The organism is Streptomyces sp. TP-A0356, assembly GCF_001417775.1.
Lineage (GTDB): Bacteria > Actinomycetota > Actinomycetes > Streptomycetales > Streptomycetaceae > Streptomyces.
Map to the genome: position 1 here is coordinate 67,495 of NZ_BBZJ01000013.1, position 22,024 is coordinate 89,518.

At 70.9% G+C, this 22,024-nt stretch carries 16 protein-coding genes; 9 read left to right on the top strand and 7 right to left on the bottom strand.

The features are described from left to right. Positions 1–103: 103 nt before the first annotated feature. The 4 genes from ASC56_RS03640 to ASC56_RS03655 all read right to left on the bottom strand — a co-directional run bounded on the left by ASC56_RS03640 (position 104) and on the right by ASC56_RS03655 (position 5,222). Positions 104–1,768: a glycoside hydrolase family 13 protein gene (locus ASC56_RS03640; RefSeq protein WP_055489719.1), complete on the bottom strand. Its 1,665-nt coding sequence runs from the start codon at positions 1,766–1,768 to the stop codon at positions 104–106. A 146-nt stretch (positions 1,769–1,914) separates the two neighbouring features. After that, the gene (locus ASC56_RS03645) at positions 1,915–2,826 is read right to left on the bottom strand and encodes a sugar ABC transporter permease (RefSeq protein WP_055489720.1); all 912 of its coding nucleotides are present in this window, start codon (positions 2,824–2,826) and stop codon (positions 1,915–1,917) included. A 13-nt stretch (positions 2,827–2,839) separates the two neighbouring features. Beyond that, positions 2,840–3,844, bottom strand: coding sequence for a carbohydrate ABC transporter permease (locus ASC56_RS03650; RefSeq protein ID WP_055489721.1), 1,005 nt, complete (start codon positions 3,842–3,844; stop codon positions 2,840–2,842). 103 nt (positions 3,845–3,947) lie between these two features. Further along, positions 3,948–5,222: an extracellular solute-binding protein gene (locus ASC56_RS03655; RefSeq protein WP_055489722.1), complete on the bottom strand. Its 1,275-nt coding sequence runs from the start codon at positions 5,220–5,222 to the stop codon at positions 3,948–3,950. A 428-nt stretch (positions 5,223–5,650) separates the two neighbouring features. On the opposite strand from ASC56_RS03655, the gene ASC56_RS03660 reads away from it, so the two are divergent. Both ASC56_RS03660 and ASC56_RS03665 read left to right on the top strand, forming a co-directional pair. Then, positions 5,651–6,670 carry a LacI family DNA-binding transcriptional regulator gene (locus ASC56_RS03660; protein WP_055489723.1) on the top strand — a complete coding sequence of 340 codons (1,020 nt, stop codon included), beginning with the start codon at positions 5,651–5,653 and terminating at the stop codon, positions 6,668–6,670. Between the two features lie 126 nt (positions 6,671–6,796). Next, on the top strand, positions 6,797–7,666 hold the full coding sequence (locus tag ASC56_RS03665; RefSeq protein WP_055489724.1) for a phosphatase PAP2 family protein: 870 nt from the start codon (positions 6,797–6,799) through the stop codon (positions 7,664–7,666). 30 nt (positions 7,667–7,696) lie between these two features. Here ASC56_RS03665 and ASC56_RS03670 read toward each other — a convergent pair whose 3' ends face one another. Further along, the gene (locus ASC56_RS03670) at positions 7,697–10,696 is read right to left on the bottom strand and encodes a bifunctional [glutamine synthetase] adenylyltransferase/[glutamine synthetase]-adenylyl-L-tyrosine phosphorylase (RefSeq protein ID WP_055489725.1); all 3,000 of its coding nucleotides are present in this window, start codon (positions 10,694–10,696) and stop codon (positions 7,697–7,699) included. Between the two features lie 872 nt (positions 10,697–11,568). Continuing rightward, positions 11,569–12,498 (bottom strand): DUF72 domain-containing protein, encoded by a 930-nt coding sequence (locus tag ASC56_RS03675; RefSeq protein ID WP_055489726.1) that lies wholly within the window; start codon positions 12,496–12,498, stop codon positions 11,569–11,571. 138 nt (positions 12,499–12,636) lie between these two features. Between ASC56_RS03675 and ASC56_RS03680 the strand changes: the two genes are divergently transcribed. The 4 genes from ASC56_RS03680 to ASC56_RS03695 all read left to right on the top strand — a co-directional run bounded on the left by ASC56_RS03680 (position 12,637) and on the right by ASC56_RS03695 (position 16,624). Then, positions 12,637–13,524 carry an alkaline phosphatase family protein gene (locus ASC56_RS03680; protein WP_055489727.1) on the top strand — a complete coding sequence of 296 codons (888 nt, stop codon included), beginning with the start codon at positions 12,637–12,639 and terminating at the stop codon, positions 13,522–13,524. Between the two features lies 1 nt (position 13,525). Next, positions 13,526–14,854 (top strand): MFS transporter, encoded by a 1,329-nt coding sequence (locus ASC56_RS03685; RefSeq protein WP_079102277.1) that lies wholly within the window; start codon positions 13,526–13,528, stop codon positions 14,852–14,854. Further along, on the top strand, positions 14,851–15,870 hold the full coding sequence (locus ASC56_RS03690) for a hypothetical protein (protein WP_055489728.1): 1,020 nt from the start codon (positions 14,851–14,853) through the stop codon (positions 15,868–15,870). Before ASC56_RS03685 ends, ASC56_RS03690 begins: the two co-directional genes overlap by 4 nt. A 106-nt stretch (positions 15,871–15,976) precedes the next feature. Then, on the top strand, positions 15,977–16,624 hold the full coding sequence (locus tag ASC56_RS03695) for a DUF4389 domain-containing protein (RefSeq protein ID WP_234376838.1): 648 nt from the start codon (positions 15,977–15,979) through the stop codon (positions 16,622–16,624). A 79-nt stretch (positions 16,625–16,703) separates the two neighbouring features. On the opposite strand, the gene ASC56_RS03700 is transcribed toward ASC56_RS03695, so the two are convergent. Next, entirely contained in the window at positions 16,704–18,065 is a 1,362-nt protein-coding gene (locus ASC56_RS03700) for a glutamine synthetase family protein (RefSeq protein ID WP_055489730.1), read from the bottom strand. Positions 18,066–18,483: 418 nt separating this feature from the next. Between ASC56_RS03700 and ASC56_RS03705 the strand changes: the two genes are divergently transcribed. From ASC56_RS03705 to ASC56_RS03715, 3 genes are all read left to right on the top strand, one after another. Beyond that, positions 18,484–19,149 carry a DUF3105 domain-containing protein gene (locus ASC56_RS03705; protein ID WP_055489731.1) on the top strand — a complete coding sequence of 222 codons (666 nt, stop codon included), beginning with the start codon at positions 18,484–18,486 and terminating at the stop codon, positions 19,147–19,149. Then, positions 19,146–19,769 carry a DUF305 domain-containing protein gene (locus ASC56_RS03710; RefSeq protein WP_055489732.1) on the top strand — a complete coding sequence of 208 codons (624 nt, stop codon included), beginning with the start codon at positions 19,146–19,148 and terminating at the stop codon, positions 19,767–19,769. The genes ASC56_RS03705 and ASC56_RS03710 overlap by 4 nt, the downstream gene beginning before the upstream one ends. A 282-nt stretch (positions 19,770–20,051) precedes the next feature. Further along, the gene (locus ASC56_RS03715; RefSeq protein WP_055489733.1) at positions 20,052–21,992 is read left to right on the top strand and encodes a protease pro-enzyme activation domain-containing protein; all 1,941 of its coding nucleotides are present in this window, start codon (positions 20,052–20,054) and stop codon (positions 21,990–21,992) included. The last annotated feature ends 32 nt before the right edge of the window (positions 21,993–22,024 follow it).

Sequence of the window (22,024 nt, forward strand, 5' to 3'; positions counted from 1 at the left end):
TGCAATGTTTCAGCAAACTTGCGGTGACGCAGATGTTAAAGGCCCGCCGCCTGAAAGGCAGCGGGCCGTTGTGAAGTTGATGCAAGAACTTTCAGAGGCTCCGTCAGGCCGCCGTCCACCACACGGTGGTGTCGGCCGGGACCTTCACCTCACCGCCCGTTTCGGCCACCTCGCCGCTGCTGAGCAGGACACGGCCGTACGCCGGAGTCGTCACCGACTCCCCCGTCGTGTTCGTGACGCACACGAACTCGCCCCGCCGGAAGGCCAGCACACCCTCTGGCGCCCGCAGCCACTCCACCGCGTCGCCCGCGCCCAGGTCCGGCCGCGAGCGGCGGACGCTCAGCGCGGTCCGGTACAGCTCCAGCGTCGAGCCCGCCGCACCGGTCTGCGCCTCCACGCTCAGCTCGCCCCAGCTCTCCGGTTGCGGCAGCCAGCTGCCCCCGCTGCCGAAGCCGTACGACGAGCCCGTGCGGGTCCACGGGATCGGCACCCGGCAGCCGTCGCGGAAGCCGTCCTGGCCGGCACCCCGGAAGTAGGCCGGGTCCTGGCGCACCTCGTCCGGGAGGTCCACCACGTCCGGCAGGCCCAGTTCCTCGCCCTGGTAGACGTACGCCGAGCCCGGCAGGGCGAGCATGAGGAGGGTGGCCGCACGCGCCCGCCTGAGGCCGAGTTCGCGGTCGCCCGCGGTGCGGATCTGGGTGCCGAGGCCGGGCGGGTTGGCGAAGCGGGTGGCGTGGCGGGTGACGTCGTGGTTGGACAGCACCCAGGTGGCGGGGGCACCGACCGGGCGCATGGCCTCCAGGGTGCGGTCGATGACCGTGCGCAGCGCCTGTGCGTCCCACTCCGTGCTCAGGTACTGGAAGTTGAAGGCCTGGTGGAGTTCGTCCTGGCGGACGTAGTTGGCGGTGCGCTCGATGGTGGGGGTCCACGCCTCCGCGACGAAGATACGCTCGCCCGAGTACTCGTCGAGGATCGTGCGCCACTGGCGGTAGATCGCGTGCACGCCGTCCTGGTCGAAGAACGGCATGACATCGTTGCCCAGCAGCTTGAGCTGGTCGTGGCTGCCGAGGTCGGGCAGGCCCTCCGCCTTGACCAGGCCGTGGGCGACGTCGATGCGGAAGCCGTCGACGCCCATGTCGAGCCAGAAGCGCAGGATGGACCGGAACTCGTCGCCCACGGCGGGGTGGTTCCAGTTGAAGTCGGGCTGTTCGGGCGCGAAGAGGTGGAGGTACCACTCGCCGTCGGCGACGCGGGTCCAGGCGGGGCCGCCGAAGATGGACTCCCAGTCGTTGGGCGGCAGTTCGCCCTCGGCGCCCTTGCCCGGGCGGAAGTGGTAGCGCTCCCGCAGCGGCGAGCCCGGTCCTTCGGCGAGCGCCCGCTTGAACCACTCGTGCTGGTCGGAGGAGTGGTTGGGGACCAGGTCGACGATGATGCGCAGGCCCAGCTCGTGGGCGTCGCGGATCAGCGCGTCGGCGTCCAGGAGGCCCCCGAACATGGGGTCCACGGCGCGGTAGTCGGCGACGTCGTAGCCGGCGTCGGCCTGCGGGGAGGCGTAGAAGGGGCTGAGCCATACGGCGTCCACGCCCAGGTCGCGCAGATAGGGAAGTCGGGAACGTACGCCCTCCAGGTCGCCCATGCCGTCGCCGTTGCTGTCGGCGAAGCTGCGCGGATAGACCTGGTAGATCACCGCGTCTCGCCACCAGTCGCGGCGCTTGGCGACGGTGGCGACGGCGGAGGTTTCGGCCGGGTCGGCGGAGTGCTGGCTCATGGCGTCCTTGATGCGTAACGGATGTCGGTTCATGGGGCATGCGTGCGTGGGCGGCGGGAGACGAGGCGGCCGCGGTGCCGGCGGGGTCGGATGGACGCCGCGGCCGCCACCCGCGCGGACAGGCGCGCGGGAGCTCTGACGGGTGGTCAGCCCTTGGTGCCGCCGGCGGTGAGGCCGGTCACGAGGTTCTTCTGGACGAGGTAGAAGAACGCGGAGACGGGTATCGCGATCAGCACCGCGGTGGCGGCCATCAGGTTGCGCTGGGCGTCGTGCTCGCTGACGAAGCTCTGCAGGCCGACGGCGAAGGTGTACTTGGTGTCGTCCAGCATGAACGTCGAGGCGAACGCGACCTCGCCGAAGGCGGTGATGAAGTTGTAGAAGGCGGCGACCGCCAGGCCGGGCTTGGCCAGGGGCAGGATCAGGCGCACGAACGTGCCGAAGGGCGACAGCCCGTCGACGCGTCCCGCCTCGTCGATCTCGAACGGGATGGTGTCGAAGTAGCCCTTGAGCAGCCATGCGCTGTAGGGCACGGCGGTCGAGCAGTAGACGAGGATCAGGCCGAGGTAGCTGTCGATGAGGCCCAGGTCCGAGAGGATCTGGTACATCGGCACGATGAGCACGGCGATCGGGAACATCTGGGTGACCAGCAGCACCCACATCAGCTTCCGGTAGCCCGGGAAGCGCATGCGGGAGACCGCGTAGCCGGTGGTCGCGGCGACGAGGACGCCGACGAGCGTGGTGCCGAGGGAGACGATCAGCGAGCTCTTCAGCCAGTCGAAGAAGTTGGTGTGCTGCAGGACGAACGCGTAGTTGCCGAGCGTCATCTTGTGCCAGATCTGCCCGGGGTGCAGGTAGTCGTCCTTGTCCGGGCCGAGGGACAGGAACACCAGCCAGGCGACCGGGAACAGCGCGACCAGGCTCGCGAGGACGAGGATGCCGTGGGAGGCGAGGGAGGCCGCGAGGCTTCGCTCGTCGCGCAGGCGCGCCTTGCGCGGCGAGGTGTCCGCGGACTCGTGCCCGGTCACCGCCGCGGAGGTCTCAACAGTGGTCGTGCTCATGGGGACTCCTGCCTCAGATCGCGAGCTGCTGCTCATTGCGGTTCAGCCAGCGGCGGTAGAACGAGGTGAAGACGATCAGGATGGCCAGCAGCAGGATGCCGTAGGCCGCCGACTGCGCGAAGTCGCGCGGCTGCTGCCCGAAGCCCAGGTAGTACGCCCAGGTGACGAGGATCTGCGCGTCGGGGGCGGTGGTGCCGAAGAGCAGGAAGATGACGGCGAACTGGTTGAAGGTCCAGATGATCCCGAGGAGGACGACGGTGGAGCTGACGGACCTCAGGCCCGGAAGGGTGACGTACCGGAACCGCTGCCAGGCGCTCGCGCCGTCCATCTCGGCGGCCTCGTACAGCGTGCCGTCGATGGACTGGAGGCCGCCGAGCAGCGAGACCATCATGAACGGGACACCGCACCAGGTGTTGACCATGATCGCGGCGAACCGCTGCCAGAAGGTGTCCTCCAGCCAGGAGGGCTCCGGCAGGTGCAGGGCGTGGAGTGCCGCGTTGATGATGCCGCCGTCGGCGAGCATGAACCGCCAGCCGAAGACGGTGACGAAGGTGGGCACGGCCCAGGGCAGGATCAGGATCAGCCGGTAGAAGGTCCGTCCCCGCAGCTTCTGGTCGAGCAGCAGCGCCAGGGCCAGCCCGATGGTGTAGTGCAGTGCCACGCACAGCGCCGTCCACACGATCGTCCAGATGAAGTGCGACCAGAACCGGTCGTACGAGGTCGGCCCGAACAGGATGTCCTGGTAGTTGCCGAGGCCGATGAACTTGTACGTGGCGTCGATGTGGTTGACGCCGATGGTGCGGGCCGTGTTGAGGCTGTTGGCGTCGGTGAGCGTCAGGTAGAGGCCGTAGACCAGGGGGTAGAGCACGAGCACGCCCAGTACGACGGCGACCGGGGCGATCATCGCGTAGGCGTACCAGTGCTTCTGGTAGCCGTGCCTCAGGCGCCGGCCCAGGCCGGGCCGCGGCGCGCGGTCACCGCGGCGCCTGCCGGTGGCGCGGTCGATGGCGACTGTCATGGTTCGACACCTTCTGGAGGATCAAGGGGGTGGGCCTGGGCACAGGCCGGTGGCCGTCGGATCCTTCCCCGTTGTTCAAGGAGAATCCGACGGCCACTCGGGCTTACTTGCTGAAGTCGGGGACCAGCTTGGCGATGGCGAGCCGTGCGTTGCTCAGGCCCTGGTCCAGCGACTCCTTGCCGCCCGCGATCTTGGGCAGCTCGGTGTCGAGCGGGCCCCACAGCGAGCTGTACTCGGGCAGCGCGGGGCGCGGCTGGGCGGCGGACAGGACGCCCTGGTAGCCGGCGATGCCCGGGTCGGCCTTGACCTGTGCGCTGTAGGCGTCGGCACGCGTGGGCAGCGTGGAGTTCTTCTGGGCGATGGTCTCCTGGGACTTCACCGAGGTCATGAAGTTCACGAACTTCAGCGCCGCCTCCTGGTGGGCCTTGTCCGAGCCGGCGTAGACCGAGAGGTTGTGGCCGCCGGTCGGGGCGCCCGCCTTGCCGCTGGAGCCGGCCGGGACGGTGGCGATGCCGAGGTTGGACTTGTCCGTGAAGGCCTTGCCCTTGTAGAAGTTCGTGATCTCCCAGGGGCCCTGGATGATCGCGGCGACCTTGCCGGTCACGAACGCGTCCTGGATGTGGGCGTAGGCGTCGGCGGTGGTGTCGGCCTTGTGCAGGCCCTTTCCGGAGAACAGGCTCAGCCAGGTGCCGTAGGCCTTCTTCGCGGGGGCCGAGTCGACGGTGATCTTCTTGGCGGTGGCGTCGATCGTGTCGGTGCCCTCGCCGTGGAGGAAGGTCTGCGCGTAGTAGGCCTGCGTGGAGCCCCAGTAGCCGTCGGCGCCGGTCTTGTCCTTGACCTTCGCGGCGTCGGACTTCAGCTCGTCCCAGGTGGTGGGCGCCTTGGTGATGCCGGCCTTCTTGAAGAGGTCCTTGTTGTAGACCAGCGCGAGGGTGTCGGTCACCAGGGGCACGCCGTAGGTCTTGCCCTCGTACTGGGCCTGCTTGATCAGGCTGGGCTGGAACTTGCTCTGGTCCGCCAGGGCCTCGGTGCCGTCCAGCGGCAGGAAGTAGCCCTTCTTCGCGAAGGCGGGGGTCCAGCCGACCTCCGAGCGCAGCACGTCGGGGGCGCCCTTGGAGCCGGCGGCCGTGTCGAACTTGTTCTGCGCCTGGTCGAAGGGGACGTTGACGTACTTGACCGTGATGTCCTTGTTGGCGGCCTCGAAGTCCTTGACCAGTGCCTGGTACGTCGGGGCCTCATTGGTGGCGTTGGAGGTGTCCCACCAGGTGATGGTGACCGGGCCGTTGGACTTGCCGCTGCCGCTGTCGCTTCCGCCGCAGGCCGTCGCCGCGAGGGCGACGGACGCCACCAGCGCGGTGGCCGCTATGCCACGCCGCATGAGTTCTCCTTGAGGGTGAAAGCCCGTGGGGGCGAAGGGACGGTCCCGTCCGCCGTCCCTCTGCCGACTTGCCGACTGCGCCGTTGCGGCCGCCGGGCGACGAGAACGTAACAGCGATGTAAGCCTTGCGAAAGACCTTGCAGCAAAAAAGTGAAAGGGCGGACGATGGTTACCTGCGCGTGACCTCGCCGTGAGGGGGCCCCGGCCCGGGTTTCCGGCTGATCGGCGGGGTCTCGGACACTTGTGCAAGACTCTGCAAGCTCTTGCCAGACATCTCCGCCGCGGGGATCATCCCGTTGCGGAACGGACGCCGAACAGATTGACGAGGGAGCGCGATGACGCAGCAACCCGCAGCGGGCCGTTCAACCGCCCGGGCCCGGCGTCCGGTTGGTGGGCAAGCGGAGACACGGCCGGTACAGTCCAATCCCGTGACCACACGGCTCGCCGACATCGCGGCCCAGGCGGGGGTCAGCGAGGCGACGGTCAGCCGTGTCCTGAACGGTAAGCCGGGCGTGGCCGCGACCACCCGCCAGTCCGTGCTGGCCGCGCTCGACGTGCTGGGCTACGAGCGTCCGGTACGGCTGCGCCAGCGCAGCGAGGGCCTGGTGGGCCTGATCACCCCGGAACTGGAGAACCCGATATTCCCGGCCCTCGCCCAGGTCATCGGCCAGGCGCTGACGCGGCAGGGGTACACCCCGGTGCTGGCGACGCAGACACCGGGCGGCTCCACCGAGGACGAGCTGACGGAGATGCTCGTGGACCGGGGGGTCGCCGGCATCATCTATGTCTCCGGGCTGCACGCGGACACCACCGCCGATATGCAGCGCTATGAGCGCCTGCGGGCCCAGGGCGTGCCCTTCGTGCTGGTGGACGGCTTCTCGCCGAAGGTGCAGGCGCCGTTCATCTCTCCCGACGACCGGGCGGCGATGTCCCTGGCGGTCACGCATCTGGTGTCGTTGGGCCATACACGGATCGGTCTGGCCCTCGGGCCCAAGCGGTTCGTCCCGGTGCAGCGGAAGATCGAGGGTTTCGTCCGTACGATGCAGGACCAGCTGGGGCTGTCCGCCGAGGACGTCGAGACCCGGCTGATCCAGCACTCGCTGTACACGCTGGAGGGCGGCCAGGCGGCGGCCTCCGAGCTGATCGAACGGGACTGCACGGCGGTGGTGTGCGCGAGCGACATGATGGCGCTCGGGGCGATACGCGCGGCGCGGCAGCACGGGCTGGAAGTGCCCACGGACATCTCGGTGGTGGGCTTCGACGACTCCCCGCTCATCGCGTTCACGGATCCGCCGCTGACGACGATCCGCAAGCCGGTTCCCGCGATGGGGCAGGCGGCGGTGCGGACGCTGCTGGAGGAGATCGGCGGGACGCCCGCGCCGCACAGTGAGTTCGTGTTCATGCCGGAGCTGGTGGTGCGGGGGTCGACCGCTTCGGCGCCGCGGTGACGGCCGAAGTCGTCCCTGGGTAGGAGTTTCCGGACTTCGCACGCTCCTCCAGGTGGAGAACATGCGACCGGAACCCGTCCAGGGGATGATCGGTGGGAGAACGCTTTTCTGGCAGACTCTGTGCCTATGGGTGACAGGACCGTGACGGCAGTGGAGAGCCGGGGGCAGGTCGCTTCACACCCCGTCATCGATGAAGCGGAGGATCACGCGAGGCAGGGCCTGCTGCGTCGGATCCGTACTCCTCGCCGTCCGCGCTTCTGGTTCGAAATCCTGCTCATCGCGGTGAGTTACTGGACGTACTCGCTGATCCGCAACGCCGTGCCGGAGCAGAAGGCCCAGGCGCTGGCCAACGCGGACTGGCTGTGGCGGCTGGAGCACCACCTGGGGATCGCCGTCGAGGACTCGGTCAACCATGCGCTGAACTCGGCGACATGGCTGATCGTGGGCATGAACTACTACTACGCGACGCTGCACTTCGTGGTGACGCTGGGCGTCCTGGTGTGGCTGTACCACAGCCATCCGGGCCGGTACGCGGCGACGCGGCTCGCCCTGTTCGCCACGACGGCGGTGGCGCTGCTCGGCTACTACTTCTTCCCGCTGGCGCCACCCCGTCTGATGCACGGCGGCCACTTCGTGGACACCGTGGTGGTGCACCACACCTGGGGCTCGATGGCGTCGGGCGACCTCAAACACATGTCGAACCAGTACGCGGCCATGCCGTCGATGCACATCGGCTGGTCCCTGTGGTGCGGCCTGACGGTCTTCGCGCTGTCGAGGGTGCCCTGGGTGCGGGTCCTGGGTCTGGTCTACCCGACGCTGACCCTGATGGTGATCGTCGCCACGGCGAACCACTTCTGGCTGGACGCGGTCGGCGGGACGGTGTGCCTGTCGTTCGGCTTCGCGACGGCGTCGCTGTGGTACGGCGCCCTGCCGTACGCGCTGCCGCGCCGGGTACCGGTGCCGGGCCGGGCCGCGCTGCTGCCCGTCAGGGCGTGAGGCCCGTCCGCCACCGTCGGTGGTGGACGGTCACGAGGCGTAGAACAGGTCCTCGACGACGGTCCGGGCCCTGCGGGTCGTGCGCCGGTAGTCGTCGAGCATGTCGCCCACGTGGCCGGGCCCGTACCCGAGGTAGCGCCCCACCGCGGCGAGCTCCCGGCTCTCGGACGGGAAGGTGTCGCCCGCCCGCCCCCGGACCAGCATCACCGCGTTGCGCACCCGCGAGGCGAGGACCCAGGCCTCGTCCAGGATCTCCGCCTCCTCGGCGGGGATCAGTCCCGCGGCGCACGCGGCGGCGAGGGCGGAGCGGGTGCGGGTGGTGCGCAGGCCCGGTTCCGCCCAGCCGTGCCGCAGCTGCAGCAGCTGGACCGTCCATTCCACGTCCGACAGGCCGCCCCGGCCCAGCTTCGTGTGGAGCGTCTTGTCGGCGCCCCTGGGCAGCCGCTCGGACTCCATGCGGGCCTTCAGGCGCCTGATCTCGCGTACGGCGTCCTCCCCGAGTCCCTCCGCCGGGTAGCGCAGGGGGTCGATCAGCTCGATGAAGCGGCGGCCCAGGTCCTCGTCCCCGGCGACGGGCTCGGCCCGCAGCAGGGCGTGCGACTCCCAGACCAGCGACCAGCGCCGGTAGTACGCCTCGTACGACGTGAGGGTGCGCACGAGCGGTCCGGACTTGCCCTCGGGCCGCAGGTCCGCGTCGATCAGCAGCGGCGGATCGGTGCTGGGGAGCTGGAGCAGCCGCCGCATCTCGGCGACCACCTTGTTCGCGGCCTCGGCTGCCTCCCGTTCGCCGACGCCCTCCAGGGGTTCGTGCACGAACAGTACGTCCGCGTCGGAGCCGTAGCCCAGTTCGTGTCCGCCGAAGCGGCCCATGCCGATGACCGCGAACCTGGTGGGCAGGGTGTCGCCCCAGCCCCCTCGGACCACGGCGCGCAGGGTGCCCGCCAGGGTCGCCGCCGTCAGGTCCGAGACCGCGCCGCCGACCATGTCGATCAGGGCGCCCTGGTCGGGGCGGGCCGGTGCGTCCTCGCTGCCGTAGGAGCCGACGATGTCCGCGGCGGCCGTACGGAACAGCTCGCGCCGGCGCACACCGCGGGCCACCGCGACCGCCTGCTCGGCGTTCTCGGCGCGGCCGACCGCGGCGAGGATCTCCTGCTCCAGTGGGGCACGGCCGCGCGGTTCGAGTCCGCCGCCGTCCCCGTCGCCGAGGAGGGCCACCGCCTCGGGGGCGCGCATCAGCAGGTCGGGGGCGAGCCGGCCCGCGGACAGCACGCGGGCGAGGTTCTCGGCGGCGGCGCCCTCGTCCCTCAGCAGCCGCAGGTACCACGGGGTCTTGCCGAGTGCGTCCGACACCTTGCGGAAGTTGAGCAGGCCCGCGTCCGGGTTCGCGGAGTCGGCGAACCAGCCGAGCAGTACGGGCAGCAGGGTGCGCTGGATGGCGGCCTTGCGGGTGACCCCGGAGGCCAGCGCCTCCAGGTGGCGCAGCGCGGACGCCGGGTCGGCGTAGCCGAGCGCCACGAGGCGTTCCCGGGCCGCGTCGGGGCTCAGCCGGGCCTCGCCGGGAGCCAGTTGGGCGACGGCGTCCAGCAGCGGGCGGTAGAAGAGCTTCTCGTGCAGCCGGCGTACGACGCCCGTGTGCCGTTTCCACTCGCGCCGGAGCTCGCCGACGGGGTCGGTGCGCAGTCCCAGGGAGCGTCCGAGGCGCCGCAGGTCGGCGTCCTCCTCGGGGACGAGGTGGGTGCGGCGCAGCCGGTAGAGCTGGAGGCGGTGCTCCATGGAGCGCAGGAAGCGGTAGGCCTCGTCCAGCTGTACGGCGTCGGCGCGCCCGACGTAGCCACCGGCCGCGAGCGCCTTGAGCGCGTCCAGTGTGGTGCCGCTGCGCAGCGAGGTGTCGGACCGGCCGTGCACCAACTGCAGGAGCTGGACGGCGAATTCGACGTCCCTGAGGCCTCCCGGCCCGAGCTTCAGTTCGCGCTCGACCTCTCCGACGGGGATGTTGGCGACGACCCGGCGGCGCATCTTCTGCACGTCGGCGACGAAGTTCTCGCGCTCGGCGGCCTGCCAGACGAGGGGGGCGAGGGTGGCGACGTACTCCTCGCCGAGTTCGAGGTCGCCGGCCACCGGGCGCGCCTTGAGCAGGGCCTGGAACTCCCAGGTCTTGGCCCAGCGCTGGTAGTACGCGAGGTGGCTGCTGAGGGTGCGCACGAGCGGGCCGTTCCTGCCCTCGGGACGCAGATTGGCGTCGACGGGCCAGATGGAGCCCTCGACGGTCGTCTCGGAGCAGATCCGCATCATGTGGGAGGCGAGCCGGGTCGCGGCCTGCAGGGCCTTGCGCTCGTCCGCGTCGCCCGCGGGCTCGCCGACGAAGATGACGTCCACGTCGGAGACGTAGTTCAGCTCGTGGCCGCCGCACTTGCCCATCGCGATCACCGCGAGCCGGCAGAGAGCGGCGTCGTCCGGGGCCGCGGCGCGGGCGATGGCGAGGGCCGCGCGCAGAGTGGCGGTGGCGAGGTCGGCCAGCTCGGCGGCGGTCTGGGCGACGTCGATGGTGCCGCACACGTCGCGCGCGGCGATGGACAGCAGACAGCGGCGGTAGGCGACGCGCAGGGAGACGGGGTCGGTGGCCTCCGCCAGCTGTCGTTCGAACTCCTGTACACCGGGGTGGAGGTCGTGGGGCTCGTAGGTGACCAGGGCGTGCCAGTCACCGGGGTGGCGGGCGAGGTGGTCGGCGAGCGCGGCGGAGGCACCGAGGACGCCGAGCAGCCGGTCCCGCAGGGGCTTGGCCGAGACCAGCGTGTCGAGCAGCTCGCGGCGGGCGGTGGGGGCGGGCTGCGCCTCCACCAGCCGGACGAGACCGTGCAGCGCCAGATCGGGGTCGGCGGTCGCGCCCAGGGCGTCGAGCAGGACGGGATCGGACCTTATCGGCGCCAGCTCGACGCTCTCCAGGAGCCGCTCGGCGGCGGAGGGGTCGGTGAAGCCGTGCCGCAGCAGTCGCGTGAAGGTACTGCTCCTGCGCCCCGGGGGCACGGTCATCCCTCGGCCTCCTGACCATCGATCAAGGTCCTGCGACTTTGAGCCTAACGGCAGTCCCCGCCAAGAGCGCCGGCGCGGTGCCGCGCGATGTGCCTCCGGCACGTGGGGCGGTGTGCGTCCGGGGTGTGGTGCGGTGTGCCTCCGGCCTACGGTGCGGTGAGCGGGGCGCTCGGCCTGTGGTGCGGTGTGCGTCCGGCATGTGGGGCGGTGCGCCTCCGGCCTACGGTGCGGTGAGCGTCCGGCATGTGGGGCGGTGTGCGTCCGGCCTACGGTGCGGTGAGCGTCGTGCTCGGCCTACGGTGCGGTGAGCCTCCGGCACGTGGTGCGGTGTGCCTCCGGCATGTGGGGCGGTGTGCGTCCGGCATGTGGGGCGGTGCGCCTCCGGCCTACGGTGCGGTGAGCGTCGCGCTCGGCCTACGGCGCGGTGTGCCTCCGGGATACCGCGCGGCACGGGACCGGCCTGCCTCGCGGCAGGCGACCGGCACACCTACCGGCACACGACCGGCATGCCGTGCGCCGCATGTCCGGCGTGCCAAGCGTGACCGGCCTGCCGTGCGGGCCACCGCCGAGGCCGTCCCGGTGCCACCAGGGCCGCCCAGCCGCGGTAGGGCCAGGTGCTCGTCCGGCAGCCGGAGCGTCGCCTCCGCCGCGCAGGCCACCCCCGGAGGTCGCGTCCCGGCTCACCGAGGGTCGGCGGCCGCCGTACCGGTCCTCCCACGCCGCGCAGGCCGAGAGCGCGCCGCACCCGGTGGCCCGCACGACGCGCCGAAGGGCCGCCGCCCCGCCGTCCGTTCCCGCGCGCGGACCGGTCCCCCGTCCGGGAGCACACCGCACCCCTCGGCCCCCACAAGGCACCGATCCCCCCGCCGCCGTCAGCTCCCCGCCCCGGGCGGCGGTGCGACAGCGCGCCGTACCCGGTGGGGCAGGTGCTCCTCCAGCAGCCGCAGCATCGCCTCCGCCGCGCGGACCGCCGCGTCGCCGCAGCAGTTGTTGAAGAGCACATGCACCTGGTCGGTCCGCTCGGCCAGGTCGCGCAGGCGCGGCACCCACTCCGCCAGCTCCCGGTCGGCGTACACATGGCGGAAGCGGTCCTCCTTGGACCCCGTGCCCCAGTCCCGGCTGCGCCCGTGGAGGCGGACGACGGCGAGGCGCCGCGCGGTCACAGGCGTGACGGGCGGCACCGAGGCGGGCAGGTGCTGCGCCGTGTCCACGGCCACGGCGGCGGCGTCCAGGTCCGCCAGAAGCGCCGCGGTGGTGGTCTCGTGGCCGCCCTGCCACCAGCCCGGGTGCCGGAACTCCACGGCGAGCGGCCAGCCTCGGGCGCGTTCGCGGCAGCGGCGGACGAACGCCTCGGACCGCCGGCCGGGAGCGAGCGACGGCGGGAACTGGAACAGCACCGTTCCCAGCCGTCCCGCCCGCCTCATCGGCTCCAGCGCCTCGGCGAAGCGCACCCATAACTCGTCGAGCAGCCGCGGATCGCCGTCGTCGGGGTGCGCGGTCCGGGGACGGGAGCAGGCCGGCCGCAGATCGGGGGGGAGCGCGGCCGACCGCGTCGGATGCCCCGTCAGCAGCGAGAACGCCTTGACGTCGAACACGAAGCCCTCCGGGGTGCGCTCCACCCACAGCCGGCTGTTGCGCGGGCTGGGCAGCGCGTAGTAGGTGGAGTCCGCCTCGACCACGGGAAACCGCTCGGCGTAGAACCTGAGCCGCCCTTCGGCATCCCGCCTGCCGGGCGGGTACCACCCGCCGGCCACCAGCGCCCGGTCCGTCCAGGAACACGTCCCCACGAGGATCTCACCCATGCGCCGCGGATACCCCGGGCGCAGTAGTTCACCGACTCTTCATCCCCCCGGTTGGACCGCGTGGCGCGGGGGAATCTTGGCGTGTGCATGCTCTGTCCGCACCGCCACCCCGTACCCCTCCCCCCACCGGAGGTTGATGTGTCCGGCAGTTCCCTGTACCGCCGCACCCGCACCGCCGTGGCGTCCGCGACGGCCCTCGCCGCCGCGGCGTTCGGGCTGTGGACCGGCCTCGGCGGCGAGTCCGCGCACGCCGCGGGCAGCGTCCCGGCCCCGGACCACGTGGTCGTCGTGGTCTTCGAGAACCACGCGTACAGCCAGGTGATCGGCTCCTCCAGCGCCCCGTACATCAACTCGCTCAAGTCCGGCGGCGCCAACCTCACCCAGTCGTACGCCGAGACCCACCCCAGCCAGCCCAACTACTTCGCGCTGTTCTCCGGCTCCACCCAGGGCATCACGGACGACAGTTGCTACACGCCCGGCTTCTCCTCCGCCCCGAACCTGGCCTCCGAGCTGATCGCCGCGGGCCGGACCTGGGCGAGCTACAACGAGTCGCTGCCCAGCCAGGGCTCGACCACCTGCAGCAGCGGCAACTATGCCCGAAAGCACAACCCCTGGTTCGGCTTCAGCAACGTGCCGACATCGACCGCGAAGACCTTCGCGCAGTTCCCGACGGACTACTCGACGCTGCCGCAACTGTCCTTCGTGGTCCCCAACCTGTGCAGCGACATGCACGACTGCTCGGTGTCGACCGGTGACACCTGGCTGAAGAACAACCTGGGCGCGTACGCCACCTGGGCCAAGACGCACAACAGCCTGCTCGTCGTCACCTTCGACGAGGACAATCGGCTCAGCGGCAACCGCATCCCGACGGTGCTGTACGGCCAGCCGGTGACGGCCGGGTCCAGCAGCTCCACCACCTACAACCACTACGACCTGCTGCGCACCCTGGAGGACACCCAGGGCCTGTCGACGCACGCGGGCAACGCGGCCTCCGCCCAGGACATCACCGGCATCTGGGCTTCCTGAGATGTACGTCGCGGACAGCCGCGCCGGCTCCCCCAAGCTCTCGACTCCGCTCGAGCAGGGGGGACCGCCATCGGCGCCGGCGTCCGCGGACGGCGCCGTCCGGGCCCGTACCGGGCGGCGCCTTCCCGCGGTCGCACCGACGGTCCTCGCACTCGGCGCGGTCAGCCTGGTCACCGACGTCTCCTCCGAGATGGTCACGGCGGTGCTCCCGCTGTACCTGGTGGCGGGCCTCGGCCTCTCCCCGCTCGGCTTCGGGCTCCTGGACGGCATCTACAACGGCTTCTCCGCGCTCGTACGGCTGGCGGGTGGCCATCTGGCCGACCGGGGCGGCGGGCGCCACAAGTGGGTGGCCGGGGTCGGCTACGGCCTCTCGGCGCTCTGCAAGCCGCTGCTGCTGGTGGCGCACACGCTCACGCCCATCGGCCTGATCCTGGCCGCCGACCGCACCGGCAAGGGCCTGCGCACGGCTCCCCGGGACGCGCTCATCTCCCTGTCCAGTACGACGGAGACCCGTGGCCGCGCGTTCGGCGTGCACCGTGCGATGGACACGGCGGGCGCCCTGCTCGGCCCGCTGGTGGCGTTCCTGATCCTGCGGGCGACCATGGACGGCTACGACGCGGTGTTCACGGTGAGCTTCTGCGTGGCCGTGGCGGGCGTGCTGGTCCTGGTGCTGTTCGTGCCGGGCGGCGGCCACGCCCCCGAAGCCGGTGACGGCGCCCGGCCGACGCTGCGCGCCGCCCTCGCCCTGCTGCGCCGCCGCGATCTGCGCCGCATCACGCTCTGCGCGCTGCTGCTGGGCCTCGCGACGGTCAGCGACTCGTTCGTCTATCTGCTGCTGCAACGGCGCCTGGGCGTCCCGGACCGCTGGTTCGCGCTGCTGCCGCTGGGCACGGCGGCCGCGTTCCTGCTGCTGGCGGTGCCGCTGGGGCGGCTCGCCGACCGGGTGGGCCGCTGGCGGATCTTCCTCGCGGGCCATGGCGCGCTCCTGCTGGCGTACGTCCTCCTGCTGACCTCCTGGCACTCGACGGCGCTGCCGTACGCCGTGCTCGCACTGCACGGCGGCTTCTACGCCGCGACCGACGGCGTGCTGATGGCGGCGGCGTCGGACGGCGTCCCACCCGAGCTGCGCTCCTCCGGTCTCGCCCTGGTGCAGACGGGCCAGGCGCTGGCCCGGTTCGCCTGCTCGCTCGGGTTCGGAGCGGCCTGGACGGTGTGGGGCGACCGTACGGCGCTCATGGCGTCGACGGCGGCGCTGGCGGTGTGCGCGGCCTTCTCCCTGACGCTCCGGCCGAACAGCACGACGGCTTCCCGCCCGAAAGGCACGGCATGACGGTACGCACCCGCATCCTGGTCCTGCTCTCGGCGCTCGTGGTGCTGGCGGGGGTCGCCACGGCCTCGGTGCTGCACGCCTCGGCCCGGGCGGAGCGCAGGGACCAGCCCCAGGCGGGCGGCCCGCGGGTCACCTCCGGCAGGGTCACACTGACGGGGGCCGGCCGGATGGTGTTCCGCACCATGGCGTGGGGCCCGCACCGCGACGAACTGGCGTCCGTCCCGGCGGCGGACCCGTCGGGCCCCCGCACCGCCTCGGGCGTCAAGTGCCTGCGCTTCTACGCCGCTTCGGGCACCGGGGTATGCCTCCAGGCGGTCCACGGCCCGGTCTCGGACACCTACCGCGCGGTGATCCTGGACGCGTCCCTGCGCGCGAGGGCGCACTACGACGTCCCCGGCATCCCGTCCCGCGCCCGGGTCTCCCCCAGCGGTCACTACGCCGCGTGGACGGCCTTCGTGGGCGGGGACTCGTACGCGGGGACGAACTTCTCGACGCGCACGGCGGTCGTGGACATCCGGACGGGCGAGCTGACCCCGTCCCTGGAGGCGTACCGGATCGTCAAGGACGGCCGGACGTACCGGGCGGCGGACACGAACTTCTGGGGCGTGACCTTCGCGCCGGACGACCGCACGTTCTACGCGACGCTCGGCACCCACGGGACGACGTACCTGATCCGGGGCGACCTGCGCGCCCGCACGGTCACCACGCTCCACCCGAACGTCGAGTGCCCCTCCCTGTCCCCGGACGGCACGCGCGTCGCGTTCAAGAAGCGGGTGACGGGCCTTCCGAAGGACGCCCCCTGGCACCTGTACGTCCTGGACCTGCGCACCATGCGCGAGTCACCGCTGCCGGAGCCCCGCAGCGTCGACGACCAGGCGGTGTGGCGCGACGACGGCACGCTGGTCTACGCCCTGCCGGGCGACTACGGGGCGGACCTGTACGAACTGCCCGCCGACGGCACGGGAAAGCCGCGGCGCATCAGCACCGCGGCGGTCTCTCCCGCGTACGTCCACTAGAACGCCGCCGGAACGCCGCCCGGTGCGGTACGGGAGCGACACTGGAAGTGTGCGGACTCGGGCAGACCTTCGGGCCGGAGCAGCGAGCCGGAGACCATACCGCTCGGTGAAGGTCGAGGCCGAACTGGACGAGCCGCTGTCGCGCTGGCTGTGGCTCGTGAAGTCCGTCCTGCTCCTGCCCCACCATCTGATGCTGACGGCGCTGGGGATCCTGTTCGCCGCGAACAGCATGATCGCCTTCTTCGCGATCCTGTTCACCGGGCGCTACCCGCGAAGGCTCTTCGACTTCAACACAGGCGCGCTGCGCTGGGCGTGGCGAGTGGCCTTCTACTTCTGCGCGGCGCTCGGCACCGACCGGTATCCCCCGTTCAGCACGGAGGCCGAGCCCTGGTACCCGGCACGTCTGGAGATCGCCTACCCCGAACGGCTCTCGCGCGGCCTGGTGCTGGTGAAGTCGTGGCTCCTGCTCCTGCCGCACTACCTCATCATGGGGACCTCCCCGCTGATCTTCTACCTGGCCCAGTGGTGGGGCGGCCTGATCGGTCTGCTGGTGGTGATCGCCTCCACTGCCGCACTCCTCTCCGGGCCGGGGGCCGCCCTGCTGATCCGGGGCCGCTACCCCCAAGGCCTGTTCGACACGGTCATCGGCTTCGACCGCTGGATGCTGCGCGTGGCGGTGTACGCGGCGCTGATGACGGACGAGTATCCACCCCTGCGAATCGACCGCGGCGGCACCGAGCCCACCGGCCCCTGAGACCCACGACTAAGGGCCGACGGTCCGCGACCGTCGGCCCCACGTGTCGAATCAGCGGGAGGGCCGCCCTGACCTGCGGCTACAGCACCGGCAGGTTCTTGCGCAGCTCGAACGCGGTGACCTCCGAGCGGTACTCGTGCCACTCGGCCCGCTTGTTGCGCAGGAAGAAGTCGAAGACGTGTTCGCCCAGCGTCTCGGCGATCAGGTCGCTGCGTTCCATCAGCGTGAGGGCCTCGCCCAGGTTCTGCGGCAGCGGCTCGATGCCCATCGCCCGGCGCTCGGCGTCCGTCAGGGCCCACACGTCGTCCTCGGCGCCCGGCGGGAGCTCGTAGCCCTCCTGGATGCCCTTCAGGCCGGCGGCCAGCAGGACCGCGTAGGCCAGGTACGGGTTCGCGCCCGCGTCGAGCGAGCGGACCTCGACACGCGCCGAGCCCGTCTTGCCCGGCTTGTACATCGGGACACGGACGAGGGCGGAGCGGTTGTTGTGGCCCCAGCAGATGTACGACGGCGCCTCGCCGCCCGCGCCCGCGGTGCGCTCGGAGCCGCCCCAGATGCGCTTGTAGGAGTTCACCCACTGGTTGGTGACCGCCGAGGTCTCCGCCGCGTGCTTCAGCAGACCGGCGATGAAGGAGCGGCCGACCTTCGAGAGCTGGTACTCCGCGCCCGACTCGTAGAACGCGTTCCGGTCGCCCTCGAACAGGGACAGGTGCGTGTGCATCCCGCTGCCGGGGTGCTCCGAGAAAGGCTTGGGCATGAAGGTCGCCTGCACGCCCTGCTCCAGCGCCACCTGCTTCATGACCAGGCGGAAGGTCATGATGTTGTCGGCGGTGGACAGGGCGTCCGCGTAGCGCAGGTCGATCTCCTGCTGGCCCGGGGCGCCCTCGTGGTGGGAGAACTCGACCGAGATGCCCATCGACTCCAGCATCGTGATCGCCTGGCGGCGGAAGTCCATGCCGACGTTCTGCGGGGTGTGGTCGAAGTAGCCGGAGTTGTCGGCCGGGGTCGGGCGGGTGCCGTCGAGGGGCCTGTCCTTCAGCAGGAAGAACTCGATCTCCGGGTGGGTGTAGAAGGTGAAGCCCAGGTCGGAAGTGCGGGCGAGGGCGCGCTTGAGCACGTACCGCGGGTCCGCGAAGGACGGGGAGCCGTCGGGCATGAGGATGTCGCAGAACATGCGGGCCGTGCCCGGGGCCTCGGCGCGCCACGGCAGGACCTGGAACGTCGACGGGTCCGGCTTGGCGATCATGTCGGACTCGTAGACCCGCGCGAAGCCCTCGATGGCGGAGCCGTCGAAGCCGATGCCCTCGTCGAAGGCCTGTTCAAGCTCGGCGGGGGCCACGGCAACGGACTTCAGGAAGCCCAGCACGTCCGTGAACCACAGGCGTACGAACCGGATGTCGCGCTCCTCCAACGTACGGAGCACGAACTCCTGCTGCTTGTCCATCTTCGGCTTCCCCATCCTTGCTGGTCAGGCCGCCTGTCTCTCGTAACACGGGAGGCGGTCGGGCACCTGAGCATCCCACCACAACACCATTTCATGCGCGTTGCGGACCTTGATCGGCCGACCGACCGCGGACTGAACGCCCCGCGTACGGCAGGTGTCCTGCTCTGCCGCCCATCTTGCCTGTTCGTCGGCCCATGTGTAATGGCAGACCCCGACCGGTTCGCGCCGGGTCGCCTAGCTCCGGCCGGCCGCCCGCGGCTGGGCCGCCGGGGATTCCGGGAGATGCGTTCCGGACGCACCCCTCCATATTTCCCTTGAGCCACCCATGCTGCACGTTCGGGCATGGCGGTGGCCATGCGGTTGCTTCCGTCCCACTACGATCAGCGGACCCGATTGCCCCTCCCCCGAAGGACTCGCCATGGGTTCCGCCAAGAACACCGGCTCCGCCGAGCGCAAGGCGCGTATAGAGGAGCTGCGACGTGCCGAGCGCGCGCGGGAGCACCGCAACCGGATCCTGACGATCGCGGGCGCCGTGGTCGTGGTCGCCGGTCTCGTCGTCGGCGGGGTGGTCCTCGTCGACTCGCAGTCGGGCAGCAAGGCCACGGCGGCCAGCGACGCGAAGGGCGCGGGCCACTTCGTCACGGGTGCGGACGGCGTGCGGACATGGCAGGGCACGCTGGGCCGCACCCACACCACCAAGACCGTGAAGTACCCCATGGAGCCTCCGGTGGGCGGCGACCACAACCCGGTGTGGCAGAACTGCAACGGCGACGTCTACACCAAGCCGGTCGACAACATGAACGCCGTGCACTCGCTGGAGCACGGCGCGGTCTGGGTGACGTACAACGGCAAGGCGTCCAAGGCCGACGTGGACGCGCTCGCCGCCAAGGTCAGGAAGACCCCGTACACGCTGATGAGCCCCGTCGAGGACCAGAAGGACCCGATCATGCTCAGCGCCTGGGCCCACCAGCGCACGGTGAAGAGCGCGAGCGACCCGAACGTCGACACGTTCCTCTCGCGCTTCGTCCAGGGCTCCCAGACGCCCGAGCAGGGGGCCGCCTGCACCGGCGGGCTGGGCCGGTGAGGCACATCGGCTGGATCGCTGGGGCCGCGGCGTCGGCACTCGTCGCGGCCGGGGCGATCACCTACGCCGCCGCCGAGGGCAGCGGGTCCGTGGTCCGGACGCCCGCGGCCGCCTCCGCGGACGCTGGCTTCGCCCGGGACATGGCGGTGCACCACCAGCAGGCCGTGGAGATGTCGTACATCGTGCGCGACCGCACGCGGAACGAGGAGGTGCGCCGACTCGCCTACGACATCGCGCAGACGCAGGCCAACCAGCGCGGCATGCTGCTGGGCTGGCTCGATCTGTGGGGGCTGCCGAAGGTGTCCGCGGATCCGCCGATGACCTGGATGGGCATGGGCGACATGGCTTCCGGCAGGGACGGCGCGCTGATGCCGGGCATGGCGACCAACACCGAGTTGAAGAAGCTGAACACCCTTCAGGGCAAGCAGGCCGAGATCTTCTATCTGCAGCTGATGACCGACCATCACAAGGGCGGCATCCACATGGCCGAAGGCTGTGTCGCCACATGCACGGTGGGCGCGGAGAAGAAGCTCGCGCAGGGCATGGTCGACGCACAGCGGTCGGAGATCGAGCTGATGACCACCATGCTCAAGGAGCGGGGCGCCACGCCGCGCGCCTAAGGGGTCCTTGGGCGGGTGCGGGGTCAGACGGCCGACGCCGCAAGGCCCCGGCACCGATCGCAATCGTGCCGCAACACTTGAAGCCCCACTGAAACCACCCCAAATGCCACGCAACCGCGGCCACTTGGGGTTTCCTTGGCCCATTCATTCCCCTGGCATGAACAGTTCATCGAAAGAGTGGCCCCCATCGCGTGATCCATTCACCGCGCCTTCACCGCGCGGTTCTACGCGGATCACGCATACCGACCACTCCATGCGTCGAACCGCATAGCAGGGGGTTCTATGAGATCCAACCGCGCCAAGGCGCGCGCCGGAGTGAGCCTGGCAGCAACACTGCCCATGCTCGCCGGCGCTCTGGCGCTCGGCACACCCGCGGCACACGCCGCGGACAGCCCCGGCCGGCACACCCTCGCGGGCACCAAGCCCGCGTGGGCGACGGCCAAGGCGGACAAGGGGGCAACCGCCAACAGCTCCCAGGTCTCCGCCCGGGTCTACTTCGCCGGCCGCGACGCCGCCGCCCTCGCCGCGTACGCGAAGGCGGTCTCCGACCCGTCCTCGCCCTCGTACGGCAAGTACCTGAGCGCCAAGCAGGCGCAGGCGCGCTTCGGCGCGACCAAGGCCCAGGTGGCCGCTGTCACCTCCTGGCTGAAGTCGGCGGGCCTGAAGGTCACCGGCGTCACCCAGCACTACGTCGCCGTCACCGGTGACGTGGCCGCCGCCGAGAAGGCCTTCGGCACCCAGCTGCACAACTTCGCCAAGGGCTCCAAGACGTACCGTGCGCCGCAGCAGACGGCGTCGGTGCCGGACAGCCTGAAGGGTGCCGTCCTGACCGTCACGGGCCTGGACAACGCGCCGCACAAGGCGAGCCACGACGACACGCTGCCGCCACCGTCGGCCGTGTTCCACAACTCCGGGCCGTTCTCCTCGTACTACGGCTCGAACATCGCGACGACGCTGCCGAACGCGTACGGCAAGAAGATCCCGTACGCCGTCGAGGGCTACACCGGCAAGCAGCTGCGCGCCGCCTACGGCGCGGGCAAGTACACCGGCAAGGGCGTCCGGGTCGCCATCACCGACGCGTACGCCTCGCCGACGATCGCCTTCGATTCGGCCACCTACGCGAAGAAGCACGGCGACGCGGCCTGGAAGACCAGCCAGCTGCGCCAGGTGCTGCCCGACGCCTACACCAAGACCACCGAGTGCGGTGCGGCCGGCTGGTACGGCGAGGAGACTCTCGACGTCCAGGCCGTGCACGCGGTCGCGCCCGACGCGCAGGTCACGTACGTGGGCGCCGCCTCCTGCTTCGACAACGACCTGCTCGACTCGCTCAGCAAGGTCGTCGACAACCACCTGGCCGACATCGTCTCCAACTCGTGGGGCGACATCGAGGCCAACCAGACGCCGGACCTCGCGGCCGCCTACGACCAGGTCTTCCAGTTCGGCGCGGTCGAGGGCATCGGCTTCTACTTCTCCTCCGGCGACAACGGTGACGAGGTCGCCAACACCAAGACGAAGCAGGTCGACACCCCGGCCAACTCGGCGTGGGTGACCGCCGTCGGCGGCACCTCGCTGGCCGTCGGCCAGGGCGACAAGTACCTGTGGGAGACCGGCTGGGGCACCCAGAAGGCTCTGCTGTCGTCCGACGGCAAGAGCTGGGTGAACTTCCCCGGCGCGTTCACCTCGGGTGCGGGCGGCGGCACCAGCAGGACCGTGGCGCAGCCCTTCTACCAGAAGGGTGTCGTCCCGGACTCGCTCGCCAAGGCCAACGGCGCCACGGGCAACCGTGTCGTCCCGGACATCGCGGCGATCGCCGACCCGAACACCGGCTTCAAGGTCGGCCAGACGCAGACCTTCCCGGACGGGTCGCAGCAGTACAGCGAGTACCGGATCGGCGGCACCTCGCTCGCCGCGCCGGTCATCGCGGCGGTCCAGGCCCTGGCTCAGGAGGCCGCCGGCGGCCAGGCGCTCGGCTTCGCCAACCCGGCGATCTACGCCAAGTACGGCTCGAAGGCGTACCACGACGTCACGGACACCCCCACGGGCTCCGAACTCGCCGTGGCCCGCGTCGACTTCGTCAACGGCCTGGACGCCTCCGGTGGTCTGGCCACCTCGGTCCGCAGCCTCGGCAAGGACAGCTCGCTGAAGGCCGTCAAGGGCTACGACGACGTGACCGGCGTGGGCACGCCCGCGAACGGCTACGTCGAGTCCTACCGCCGCCACTGAGCCATGGCTCAGCGCGGTTGACCGCGTCGCGC